This is a genomic window from Vibrio sp. 1-Bac 57 (genome assembly GCF_037546855.1).
In the GTDB taxonomy this organism is placed as follows: domain Bacteria; phylum Pseudomonadota; class Gammaproteobacteria; order Enterobacterales; family Psychromonadaceae; genus Psychromonas.
On the sequence record NZ_JALAAC010000010.1, the window covers coordinates 36,172 to 48,713 of the forward strand.

Annotated in this window: 8 protein-coding genes and 1 pseudogene; 5 read left to right on the top strand and 4 right to left on the bottom strand. The window is 37.4% G+C overall.

The genetic code is table 11. From position 1 onward, the window contains the following. Nucleotides 1-103: 103 nt before the first annotated feature. Nucleotides 104-2,687, top strand: a pseudogene (gene adhE / locus MT391_RS08650) (bifunctional acetaldehyde-CoA/alcohol dehydrogenase); the annotation flags it as partial. A gap of 955 nt (nucleotides 2,688-3,642) precedes the next feature. On the opposite strand, the gene MT391_RS08655 reads toward adhE, so the two are convergent. Then, the gene (locus MT391_RS08655; RefSeq protein ID WP_499440629.1) at nucleotides 3,643-3,954 is read right to left on the bottom strand and encodes a hypothetical protein; all 312 of its coding nucleotides are present in this window, start codon (nucleotides 3,952-3,954) and stop codon (nucleotides 3,643-3,645) included. Nucleotides 3,955-4,600: 646 nt separating this feature from the next. Between MT391_RS08655 and MT391_RS08660 the strand changes: the two genes are divergently transcribed. Beyond that, nucleotides 4,601-5,356 carry a PEP-CTERM sorting domain-containing protein gene (locus MT391_RS08660; protein ID WP_166372246.1) on the top strand — a complete coding sequence of 252 codons (756 nt, stop codon included), beginning with the start codon at nucleotides 4,601-4,603 and terminating at the stop codon, nucleotides 5,354-5,356. 382 nt (nucleotides 5,357-5,738) lie between these two features. On the opposite strand, the gene MT391_RS08665 is transcribed toward MT391_RS08660, so the two are convergent. Then, nucleotides 5,739-6,440, bottom strand: a complete 702-nt coding sequence (locus MT391_RS08665) for a DUF2971 domain-containing protein (RefSeq protein WP_499497604.1) — start codon at nucleotides 6,438-6,440, stop codon at nucleotides 5,739-5,741. A gap of 1,335 nt (nucleotides 6,441-7,775) precedes the next feature. Between MT391_RS08665 and MT391_RS08670 the strand changes: the two genes are divergently transcribed. The 3 genes from MT391_RS08670 (at nucleotide 7,776) to MT391_RS08680 (ending at nucleotide 11,362) form a co-directional block, all read left to right on the top strand. Next, nucleotides 7,776-8,573 (top strand): PEP-CTERM/exosortase system-associated acyltransferase, encoded by a 798-nt coding sequence (locus MT391_RS08670; protein ID WP_166372244.1) that lies wholly within the window; start codon nucleotides 7,776-7,778, stop codon nucleotides 8,571-8,573. 11 nt (nucleotides 8,574-8,584) lie between these two features. After that, nucleotides 8,585-10,561 carry a ThiF family adenylyltransferase gene (locus tag MT391_RS08675; protein ID WP_499497606.1) on the top strand — a complete coding sequence of 659 codons (1,977 nt, stop codon included), beginning with the start codon at nucleotides 8,585-8,587 and terminating at the stop codon, nucleotides 10,559-10,561. A 345-nt stretch (nucleotides 10,562-10,906) separates the two neighbouring features. Continuing rightward, nucleotides 10,907-11,362, top strand: coding sequence for a MerR family transcriptional regulator (locus tag MT391_RS08680; RefSeq protein ID WP_499497608.1), 456 nt, complete (start codon nucleotides 10,907-10,909; stop codon nucleotides 11,360-11,362). A gap of 262 nt (nucleotides 11,363-11,624) precedes the next feature. Here the strand turns inward: MT391_RS08680 and MT391_RS08685 are convergent, their stop codons facing one another. Both MT391_RS08685 and MT391_RS08690 read right to left on the bottom strand, forming a co-directional pair. Then, nucleotides 11,625-11,810: a DUF1289 domain-containing protein gene (locus MT391_RS08685; RefSeq protein WP_166372241.1), complete on the bottom strand. Its 186-nt coding sequence runs from the start codon at nucleotides 11,808-11,810 to the stop codon at nucleotides 11,625-11,627. A gap of 45 nt (nucleotides 11,811-11,855) precedes the next feature. After that, nucleotides 11,856-12,296, bottom strand: a complete 441-nt coding sequence (locus MT391_RS08690; protein ID WP_499497610.1) for a hypothetical protein — start codon at nucleotides 12,294-12,296, stop codon at nucleotides 11,856-11,858. Nucleotides 12,297-12,542: the final 246 nt, after the last annotated feature.

The following is a 12,542-nucleotide window of genomic DNA, read 5'->3' on the forward strand; positions in this document are numbered from 1 at the left end:
GTTTTTTACTAAGTCCATTTTTAATAGCCAGTTTTGATAAAGAGATACGATTTAATAGAACATTTTTAAAACTTTTAAATTTATTAAACTTTTGGAGAAATATATGACGGTAAGTAATGTCACTGAACTAAATGCAATGGTTGCACGTGTAAAAGCGGCGCAAAAAGAATTTGCAACTTACTCACAGGAGCAAGTTGATAAAATATTCCGTGCCGCATCATTAGCAGCATCTACAGCACGTATCGAACTTGCAAAAATGGCAGCCAACGAGTCTGGCATGGGCATCATGGAAGACAAAGTAATCAAGAACCACTTTGCATCTGAATTCATTTACAACAAATACAAAGACGAACTAACTTGTGGTGTTATTGACCGCAATGATGAAGGCGGCACTATCACTATTGCTGAGCCTGTAGGTATTGTTTGTGCCATCGTCCCAACAACAAACCCAACTTCAACTGCAATTTTTAAAGCACTAATCTGCCTTAAAACACGTAATGGCTGTATCTTCTCTCCACATCCACGTGCTAAAAACGCAACAAACTATGCAGCAAAAGTTGTACTAGATGCAGCAATCAAAGCAGGTGCACCAAAAGATATTATTGGTTGGATTGACGTACCATCAGTTGAACTTTCAAATACATTAATGAAACATGACGATATCAACCTTATCCTTGCAACTGGTGGCCCAGGCATGGTTAAAGCGGCTTACTCTTCAGGTAAACCAGCAATCGGTGTTGGTGCGGGTAACACACCTGTAGTTATCGACGAAAGTGCTGATATCAAACGTGCAGTTTCTTCAATCTTAATGTCTAAAACATTCGATAACGGTGTAATTTGCGCTTCTGAACAAGCAGCGATTGTTGTTGAATCAATTTACGAAGAAGTAAAAGCACGTTTCGCTAAATATGGCGCAGCAGTGTTAAGCCAATCAGATGCAGACAAAGTACGTAAAGTATTAATTATTGACGGTGCATTGAACGCTAAAATCGTTGGTCAACCTGCATACAAAATTGCAGCACTAGCAGGCGTTAAAGTACCAACTTCAACTAAAATCCTTATCGGTGAAGGCCTAGAAGCTTCATGGGATGATGAATTTGCACATGAAAAACTATCACCTACTTTAGGTCTATTCAAAGCGAAAAACTTTGAAGATGCAGTACGCCAAGCAGGTATCGTGTTAGATATAGGTGGTGTTGGCCATACATCAGTACTTTACACAGACCAAGATGCAAACGCTGAACGTATCGCTTACTTTGGCGACAAAATGAAAACAGCGCGTATTCTTATCAATACACCAGCATCTCACGGCGGTATCGGTGACCTTTACAACTTTGAGTTAGCACCTTCTTTAACATTAGGTTGTGGTTCATGGGGTGGTAACGCTATCTCTGAAAACGTAGGTCCAAAACACCTTATCAATAAGAAAATTGTTGCGAAGCGAGCTGAAAATATGTTGTGGCATAAACTACCAAAATCAATCTACTTCCGCCGCGGCTGTTTACCAGTTGCAATGACTGACCTTGAAGGTAAAAAACGTGCACTTATCGTGACTGACCGTTTCTTATTCAACAATGGTTACATCGATGACCTACGCTCTATCCTAAAAGAAAAAGGCATGGAAGTTGAAGTGTTCCATGAAGTAGAAGCAGATCCAACATTAGCAGTCGTAAAAGCAGGTGCCGCAGCATGTTTAAGCTACCAACCTGATGTGATTCTAGCAGTTGGTGGTGGTTCACCAATGGATGCAGCGAAAATCATGTGGGTAATGTACGAGCACCCAGAAACAGATTTTGAAGACTTATCAATGCGCTTTATGGATATCCGTAAACGTATATACAAATTCCCTAAAATGGGGTCTAAAGCAGAGTTAGTATGTATTACTACAACCTCTGGTACAGGTTCTGAAGTAACACCATTTGCTGTTGTTACAGATGAAAAAACAGGTCAAAAATACCCATTAGCAGATTACGAGCTAACACCAAACATGGCGATTGTAGATGCAAACCTTGTTATGGATATGCCTAAATCTTTATGTGCATTCGGTGGTTACGATGCAGTAACTCACGCAATGGAAGCTTACGTTTCAGTATTAGCGAATGAATACTCAGACGGCCATGCACTACAAGCGCTTAAAATACTTAAAGAGTACTTACCAAGCTCATACACTAACGGTAAAAAAGACCCTATCGCACGTGAAAAAGTACATAACGCAGCAACTATCGCTGGTATGTCTTTTGCTAATGCATTCTTAGGTGTTTGTCACTCAATGGCGCACAAACTAGGTGCTGAATTCCACGTTCCACATGGTTTAGCAAATGCACTATTAATTGCAAATACTATTCGTTTTAACGCAACGAATAACCCAACTAAACAAACTGCATTCTCACAGTACGATCGCCCTAAAGCACGTGCTCGTTATGCAGAAATAGCAGCACACTTAGGTTTCACAGCAGGTAACACTGAAGACAAACTTAACGCGCTATTAAACTGGTTAGAAGAGTTAAAAGTAGCATTGGATATTCCACTATCAATCCAAGCTGCCGGTGTTGATGAAGCTGCATTCATGGCAAAAGTTGATAAACTTGCTGAAGATGCATTCGATGACCAATGTACAGGTGCAAACCCACGTTACCCATTAATTGCAGAGCTTAAAGAAGTATTAATCGCTTCTTACTACGGTACTGCTTACGCTGACGTAATGGATGTACCAGAAGTGGAAGTTAAAGCAGAACCAAAAGAAGAGAAAAAAGCTAAATAGTTTATAATTTAGTACCCCACTTTTAGCCTGCTTTATGCAGGCTTTTTTGTGTTTGGAATTTGGTAAATAAACGACAAACCTAAAAAAGGATTAACCACGAAGCGCTGCGCTTCACAGAGGGCACCAAGAAGTAAGCGTAAACATGAGGGGGGGGTGAATAAGATTAAACGTCATGAGTATTCAGAACTTCAATATGGGATATGATAAATAAACGGCAAGCCTAAAAAGAGAATTAACCACGAAGCGCTGCGCTACACAGAGGACACGAAGAGTTGAACATAAAAGATAAATGGTTTGAAAAATTAAACGTTATGAGTATTCATAACTTCGATGAGGATGCGGTAAATAAACGACAAACCTAAAAAGAGCATTAACCACGAAGCGCTTCGCTACACAGAGAACACGAAAGGTTAAGCTTAAAAGATAAATAACCTTGAAAAAATTAAACGTCGTGAGTATTCAGAACTTCAATATGGGAGATGATAAATAAACGACAAGCCTAATAAAAAGAGAATTAACCACGAAGCGCTGCGCTACACAGAGGTCACGAAGGGTTAATCGTAAAAGATAAATAACCTTGAAAAAATTAAACCTCATGAATATTCATAATTTCAATTTGGATATGATAAATAAACGACAACCCAAAAAAGAATTAACCACGAAGCACTGCGCTACACAGAGGGCACGAAGGGTTATTAGTAAAACGCAAGTTACTTTTTAAATAGGTTACTTTTTAAATAGGTTACCTTTTAAATAAGTTACTTTTTAAATAAGTTACTTTTTAAATATGATTAAACGTTATTTTTCCGGTACCTTGCTTTCAATGACTAAAAAGTAAAAGGTCAAAGCAAAAATCAAGATTCCCCGTCATCCTCCTAAAACTATTTAACTCTCATCAAGCTATGCAAACTGTTTTCCAACTCTATTTTAATCGCTTGAGAGCGTTGCATATTATTCACATCATTAATTATTTCAGGCTGATACCCCTGCTTTTCCATCCATTGCATTGGCTTATCAAAACTGTCCTCACTGACCACAAAAGTATCGTTAAATAAATTACTCTTTTGTCCTGTTTTTTGCTGAATACTAACTATCCAAACTCGATCTTGAAACTGCTGTGTCTGAGAACAAAGCAGAGTAAATTTTTGCCAGTTTATCGATAACAACGCAGCCATTTTATTGAATAGATTCATTAATATTATTTACCTGTTAGGAATGCACATTAGATAACTGATGATCCGATGCAGTGCCGGCGAGATCCGCTAAAAAAAACTTATTAAGGTCACGTAAAATCTCGCTATTGCATTATTACTTTAATATTAAAGATTTTAACATTAAAAATAGATCCCAAGAAGCACAGCGAGATATACAGAGGTAATAGAGTGTATCCGCAAGTAACACTTGGGATTGTCGAAATGCGTCATAACAAGCTATCTCAGAGCCTTTAAAACAGTATGGACAAAGGTAGTTTGAATGTGAATTCAGGGTAAAATTAGTGGTTGTTCTGAACCATCATTTCCGAGCTAAACGAGTATTAATTACTTCTTATTACAGTAATGCTTAAGTTGACGTAATAGATGTATCAGAAGTAGAACCAAAAGAAGAGAAAAACTATTTAAAAAATCACTTTATTTATTAAGGCTAGTATTTTGTCGATATATTTTACATGTTTTTTATTTAAGCTATTTTTGGGGATTTTATAACACTTTCAAAATCTCTTTTTGTTAACAATTGATTGATATAAATATGCTTTATTTAGTTGGAATATTTTATGCTTATTATTTAATCGAAATAGCAATTAAGCTTTTTTATTAATAGAAATCAACATAAGGATATAAAATGAAATCTATAATTTATGCAATAAGCGGAGCAATGATTTTATCGGCAAGCTCAGCTCATGCCACATTTATTGGTGCAGCTAATGGCAATCTATATGATTATAATATTTCCACTAACAGCTCTACTTTAATTGGTAATACAGGGATTATGTTTGATATCGCACTAAGTACTTCAAACATATTATATGGTGTAACAAGTGGTAGCCAACTTTATTCTATCGACCAAACTACAGCCGCTAGGACTTTAATCGGAAATACTGGTGCAAGTGTAAATGGTTTAACATTCGCCAGTAATGGAATATTGTATGGCAGTGGTGGTAATGGTTTATATTCAATCGATACAACTACCGGTAATGCCTCTTTAATAGGCACAGGATCATATAATTCATCTGGTGATATTTCTTTTGATGATTTAGGCAACCTTTACCTATCATCTACAACTGGTGGAAACGGCGACAGTCTTTGGTCACTGAATACGGCAGATGGTAGTGGGACATTGATTGGTTCAACTGGTTACTCTTCAGTTTATGGTTTGAATTACTTTAATAATACTTTGTATGGTTTTACTTACTCCGGTGCAACGCTTTCTCTGGATACAACCACTGGGACAGGTACCTTTGTGTCTCAAAACAATATTAACACTAATGGCGCAGATGGTGGTGGAGCAGTGGTTAATGTACCTGAACCAGCATCAATACTTTTATTTGGATTAAGTTTAGTTGGTTTGAGCTTTTATCGTAAAAAACCAAAAGTTTAATATTTATTTGAATAAAACATCACATAATTAAAGATATTTTTAACTGTGTGGTGTCCGCCTACTGCATTTCTTTCTCCCCTGAAAAAAGTTTACGAATGTTCATCTCCTAACAGAGGGCACGAAGAATTGTGTGTAGAGGTATTTTTAAATATGCTAAAAATCGTTGATTGTACAAAAAACATGGTTTTTAGTGCAATCGGAGAGTATAAAAAAGAAGGTAAAACATTATTTTTAGAGAAACCCTACAACTTCAACGCCGCATTAAGCGGACTAAAAAAGTGGGTTATAATGTGCCGCGAAGCGAAACCTAACCCACTGTTTTAGTTCAGTTTTAAATGCCTTGTTAGCTGGTTTATACACAACTTTTGATTGTTTCCACATTTTAACGACAAAAGTCATTTTTTATAATATCTCTTTCTGAACATTGAGGGCAATAATCTTCCGTTCTAGTACGGTTTGCAACATAGGTTCTAACACCACTAGAAGTAAATCTAATGTTATTACTTAGCCGTTGCTCACTATCAATAATAGTTTTCAGTTCAGGTTTACATAATTGTAAAATATGTATGAGCATATCAACTCTAGACTTTTCAGCTCGACTGCCAAACCTTATGGACTTGATATTTACAGGTAAAAACTTTTCTTCCCCTACCAATAAGCACCGACTTTCAGCTTCATATTTCCATGGTTTTTGTTTGCACATAAGAATTTCAGCTGCCTTCTCCATTGATATATGGCGGTCAGTTATTGTAGGCTTTTTTAAATATGATACTTTTTGAACATCTTGACCTTCTGGTAGTTCAAATTCAATCAAACATCCCCTCGCACCGTCAGCATAGTGTGACCACATCAATTGATTGTCTTTATCTCTGCTAAAGCACACGATCCTAAATTTCTTTATTATCTCTTCCCATTCTTTTTCTTTTTCCTTTGGGATTGTGCCATCAATTCGTACGACACCTTCCATCGGGTCATTAAGCTCATGTTGACAAGCAGCGTATATCCTTTCTTTGAGAATCAAATCTAGAAGAAATTCAAAGTTATCCAGAGATTTATATTTGTAAAAGGTTTTTCGGCTATGCAAGACAAACTCCAGTCTGATTAACAGCTAACAGCGTAATTGAGCAGAATTATTCCGCATTTCCGGTGGATAGACAGAACGCGATTATTTATTTAAATTTGATGTCAGAATAACAAGCTGAATAAACTAATCAACAAGTTAAAAATAAAACTGAAACCTTGGTCATGTAGATAGACAGAATAATCCCACATTTATGGTAGAAATGCAGAACCAAATAGATTATGTAAAAAATAGATTATAGTTTTGCCATGCTAAATAAAATAAGCAGTTAACATTGCCCATCATGAACGATCACCCCCAGCGTTGAATTTTCCCAAATAATTAATCGCTTTTAGTAAAGCCAAACAGGATGTTTGGGTTAGGCTCGTTTGGCACATGGATGTGCCGTAAGAGCCGGTGCGTTATAAAAGCCATTTATTATTTGGGTTTGAAAACGATTCAGCGTCAGTTCTTTTGACTTTTCTGGATGCTGGTTTCTTTCTGATAAAAGAAAGACGTGTCGCCGACAGGGCGAAACCCCTGAAAATAAATATCAAGCTTGCTCGATGAGCACAGACGAACCTAACTCAAAGCCAACCCATCCAAAGCATTAGCTTCAATAAAATGCATAAAAACATTGCTCAATGTGGAGGGACAATCTCACCGTTGAGTTTTCCCAAATCATCAATGGCTTTTAGCAAAGCCAAACAGGATGTTTGGATTAGGCTCGTTTGGCACATGGATGTGCCGTAAGAGCCGATGCGTTATAAAAGCCATTTATTATTTCGATCAGAAAACGATCCGGTGTCAGTTTCTTTGCCGCCTTTCTTTTCTGATAAAAGAAAGACGTGTCGCCGACAAGGCGAAACCACTGTAAATAAGCACCAACCAGACTGGATGAGCGAAGACGAACCTAGCTCCCCCCCTATCCAAAGCAAACTTTTTCAAAGCCTACTCATCAGCCTGTATTACTACGTTGGGAATGGAAACGAGAGTAAACGAGAAAAAGCATAAAACATTACTCAATGTGGACGGACAATCTCACCGTTGAGTTTTCCCAAATTATCAATGACTTTTAGCAAAGCCAAACAGGATGTTTGGATTAGGCTCGTTTGGCACATGTATGTGCCGTAAGAGCAGACGGGTTAATAAAACAAAACCGAGTCATTTATTTTTATATACCAAGCCAATTAAATGCGTATCACATAGTGACTAAAATCGTAGAGCTTTAAATTTAGGGCTATTTCCTTAATATTTACTGACACGTATCAATTAAGTATCAATAAAAACAAGGTGAAACAATTTATAACTGCTATATTCGATGATACATAATATAACCTTTGAAATTGCTAACGAACAATGACTCAATATTCAATTGCGGAAAACTTTAATCAATTCTTCAAAATACGATTTGCTGATACAAAAGAACTCAGACAAGAAGCATTCAAAATCAGATACGGTGTCTATAGTTCTGAATTAGGCTGGGAACCCGAAAATGAGCAAGAAATGGAATCTGATGAATGCGACGACTACGCATATCATTGCTTATTAGAACATAGACGCACAGGCGTCTTTGCAGGGTGTATCCGCTTAATAATCCCTCCAACCGATGTTCCTAACAAACAATTACCTTTTGAGACGAATTGTCTACACAGCGCAAGAAAAGAAGTGTTTGATACCAGCACCTTACCTCGTGGTAGTTTTGGTGAAATATCACGCTTAGCTGTGCTTGCTTCGTTTAGACGTCGTGAAAAAGAAAAAAATGTACCTTATGTACTTAATAACATTAATCCAGAAACCATCTATTCAGAAGAAGAACGTCGCAACTTTCCTAATATCGCGATGGGGTTGTACTTAGGCGGCATTGCATTAGCAAGTTTATGTCAACACCAGGGCATGGTGGTGATGATGGAGCCAAGGCTGAATAGACGCTTGAAGCGTTTTGGACTACCTTTCCAACAAATTGGTGATGAAACCGATTATCATGGCCAACGCGCCATGTTTTATTTAGCGGCAAATGATTTTCATAAAGATCTCACTGAACAACTTGAAGCTTTATATGCCATTATTTATAAAGAAATGGCCGAGCAAATAGCACTAAAACAATATAATAACGAACCCTTTAAAATTCCAAGTACCGATGTAACTGATAGATAGAGAGCCTTATAATGAGCGATGCTTTTAGCTATGACCTTGCCTTTTCTCGAAATCTTGGCTGGTTTACTGAAGATGAACAAGCAATTCTAAAAACCAAAAGAATAGCCATAGCTGGAATGGGTGGAGTGGGAGGTTCACATTTACTCACCTTAGTTCGCGTAGGTATTTCAAAATTTAACCTGTCTGATTTTGATGAATTTGCTTGTGAAAACACCAATCGACAAGCCGGTGCAAATACTAACACTTACGATAGAAAAAAATTAGATGTTATGGTCGAAATGGCCAAATCTATTAACCCTAACGTTGAGATTAACGTATTTCCTGAAGGCATTAATCACGACAATACTGATGCATTTTTAGCAGGTGTTGATTGCTACGTTGACTCATTAGACTTTTTTGCCATCGAAGCCAGAAAACATGTTTTTAAGCTATGTGCTGAAAAAGGTATTCCAGCTACAACTGCCGCCCCGATAGGTATGGGTACCGCCTATTTAAACTTTCTTCCCGGAAAAATGACTTTTGAAGAGTATTTTCGTTTAGAAGGTTACACGGAAAATGAACAATACTTACGCTTTTTCCTCGGTTTAACACCCGCAGCATTACAACAAGCTTATTTAGTCGATCCTACGCGATTAGATCTTGGTAACAAAAAAGGCCCTTCTACCATGATGGGTTGCCAATTAGCATCAGGTGTTACCGGCACTCAAGTTGTTAAAATATTACTTAATCGCGGCAAAGTACTTAATGTACCTTGGGGATTACATTTTGACGCCTATACCAATCGTTTCAAAAAAACGTGGCGTCCCGGTGGAAACAATAACATTATTCAACGTATCGCATTTGCTATTGGCACAAAGAAATTACTTAGCAAGCTGCCAACAACTCCACAGCAAGAACCAGTAGAACTAACGCCTATAGAAAAAATTCTCGATTATGCACGTTGGGCGCCAAGTGGCGATAATATGCAAACATGGCAGTTTGAAATTATCGACGACACATCCTTTGTTATTCATGGCACCGATACCAGAGAACATTGTGTTTACGACCTAGACGGCCACTCAAGCCATTTAGCACATGGAATATTACTTGAAACTATTGCCATTGCAGCTGCCCAATTTGGTTTTTCCCTTAAAACGACTAACGACTTTAGTGATGACAAACACATTAAAATGACAGTCAATCTGATTGCAGATGACAGTGTGAATGACAGCCTGAGTGACAAAGTGAGTAGCAGTGACTTATTTCCATTTATAAAAGTTAGAGCTGTTCAACGTAGGGCGATGGGTACAAGAGCGCTAACCTGTAGCGAAAAAACAGAATTAGAAAGTGCCTTGCCAGCAGGATATAGGCTAACGTGGTTTGAATCATTTGATGACCGTTTGAAATTAGCAAAACTTAATTTTTGTAATGCCAAAACGCGCTTAACCATGAAAGAGGCCTTTTATACCCACAGAGACATTATTGATTGGCATAAACAGTTTAGTGAAACTAAAATCCCAGAAAAAGCGCTTGGTGTCGACTGGGCAACAGCTAGGCTAATGCAATGGTTATTTAAAAGCTGGGATCGCATTGAGTTTATGAATAAATATTTTGCCGGAACGGTTTTACCTCGCATCCAATTAGATTTTATTCCTAGTTTAAAAAGTTGTGCTCACTTTGCCATACAAACCGACAACGAAACTAAATCCGTTGAAGACTATGTTGCAGCAGGACGAGCGCTACAACGTTTTTGGTTAACAACAGCAAAACTAGGCCTTGGCTTTCAACCCGAACAAACACCTGTAATTTTTTCTAAATATTTAAGGCAAGATATTAAATTTACAGAAAATGAAGCGGTCGTGCTTAATGCCGAAAAAGGTCGAGCTATGTTTGAAGCTTTAGTACCTAATACTGAGAACACCTTATTTTTAGGTCGATTAGGAAGAGGTCAATTACCTACGTCTCGTTCAATAAGAAAACCTTTAAAAGATTTAATGCTAAAACCATAGGTCTTTTCTTTCGGTATTACCCCCGAACGACAATACTTTTATTGGCACAACTAGTCTGACACAGGGGGCCTGCATTCATGGATGTTTGAAGTAGGCTCATTTGGCACAGGGATATGTCGTAAGATCTGCCGCACTATCAAAGTAAATAAATATCAAACGGGCAGAATAAGCGCAAACGAACTATAAATAAAATACAAAAATCAGACTAAACCCCAAGCTCCTAAAACATCAATGCTCAAACGCGATGACAAAATGTCGGCGTTCAATATCGATTTTTTTTTGCTTTTATTTAAAAACTCTGCTTGACTCTGTACCTAGGTACAGAGTGTAGGATAGGAGCTATCGATGAATGAGAATAAACCAATTACTATTGGCGTGCTGGCTAAAGCAGCAAATGTTGGCGTAGAAACGATTCGTTTTTATCAACGTAAAGCCATTATTGAGCAACCACCAAAAATCAATGGATTTCGTCATTATTCTAATGAGGATATTCGCTCGATTCGTTTGGTTAAAAAGCTTCAAGGTGTTGGCTTCTCCTTAGATGAAATTAAGGAGTTTCTCATTTTCGATCATTGTTGTAGTAAATCACGATCAGTCGTTAAGCATAAATCGTTAACAAAAATTGAAGAGATTAAAACACAGATTTCTGAATTACAGGCAACGGTTAAAGCATTAGAAGTATTTTCAAATTCTTGTGGTTCAAGCAAGAGCGCTGAGACTGGTTGTCATTTACTAGATTGTTTTGAAAATCATTGGCAGTGCTGTAGTACTGACAACGATCCTAACCTAACTGGAGAGTAAGCATGAGTGAAGTATGTAAATGTTGTGAAGACAAAAAAAATCCGAGCTGTTGTTGTAATACAGATAGCTGTAAGTGTGCAGAAAGTTGTGCTTGTGGTGACTGCTGCACTAATTCAGATTGCTGCTAAACCCTTTAGCACCTGAATAAGAACTGCCTATCTATTATAGTTCGCTCTTTACTGAGCCTGAGATAGGCAGTTTTTTAACAAACAAGCTCAAAGCTTGAGGAGTCTCATTTGTTTGCCTTTCATCGCTGTTCAGTTCAGCTCATTTCAACCTTTATTTTTAGCATTCTCTTTTTAAGCTCTTTTTGAAGAATAGTGATGTTATATGGCGTCATTGATTTCCATTTTTGACACTCATTTTTCGTTCTGCCACATCCCGAACACCACCCTTTACTACCTGAAAAATCACACTGTTCAATACAAGGGCTTTTTCTTTTCTTCATTTCTGATATCTCGCTTTATAGCGCTTTTACACTCAAAAAAACACTTTATTCAATTTTAAGCAACACTTGATTGATGCTTTCTTCTAATAGACGAAGACGATTAAACTCTTCAAATAAACGTTGTTCTAGGTTTTTAAAATTAAGGGGCAATGTGCGTTGGCAAATACCATAGCTACTTTCGAGCTTTTTATACCCATTCCAACTTTTTATACGTTTCTCTTCTAGAGCCATAAATTGAGCAATGAATTCAACCTGAGAAGGACAATCTTCTTCCACATGCATGCAGATAGGAAAGGACTTTTGCTTAATCTGCGGCCCTTCTATAAAGGTTTCAAAGTGAATACCACCTTGATTTTGGTTAAACCAATTATGTTTGGAGAGTTGCATGTAATTGCCACGATTATAAATTTCCCAGCCATCATCAAACCAACTCGCTTTCTGGAGCATTTTTTCGAGATTACGGAATACACTTTTTACATCTTTCATTAAATTTATTCTCATCCATTGCTACGTAAACTTGCACAAGTTCCACTTTGCTAATAAGAGTACCAGAAATTTAGCAAGTAAATAAGCAAGCTGAAAAAGAGGTCGTGTATTGTCATTATCATCGAACACTCTTAATTAATGAGCAATATTAAATACCAAAACTGACAGGTTAAGATACTCAAATGCGATAATAAAACCCCACCGTTGGGCTTTCTAAAATCATCAAATTGACTGGAAAAGTGCAGA

Excerpts from the sequence above, each read along its gene's own strand:
- MT391_RS08655 (WP_499440629.1), bottom strand. The coding sequence starts at position 3,954 with ATGAATCTATTCAATAAAATGGCTGCGTTGTTATCGATAAACTGGCAA.
- MT391_RS08660 (WP_166372246.1), top strand. The coding sequence starts at position 4,601 with ATGAAATCTATAATTTATGCAATAAGCGGAGCAATGATTTTATCGGCA.
- MT391_RS08670 (WP_166372244.1), top strand. The coding sequence starts at position 7,776 with ATGACTCAATATTCAATTGCGGAAAACTTTAATCAATTCTTCAAAATA.
- MT391_RS08675 (WP_499497606.1), top strand. The coding sequence starts at position 8,585 with ATGAGCGATGCTTTTAGCTATGACCTTGCCTTTTCTCGAAATCTTGGC.
- MT391_RS08680 (WP_499497608.1), top strand. The coding sequence starts at position 10,907 with ATGAATGAGAATAAACCAATTACTATTGGCGTGCTGGCTAAAGCAGCA.
- MT391_RS08685 (WP_166372241.1), bottom strand. The coding sequence starts at position 11,810 with ATGAAGAAAAGAAAAAGCCCTTGTATTGAACAGTGTGATTTTTCAGGT.
- MT391_RS08690 (WP_499497610.1), bottom strand. The coding sequence starts at position 12,296 with ATGAAAGATGTAAAAAGTGTATTCCGTAATCTCGAAAAAATGCTCCAG.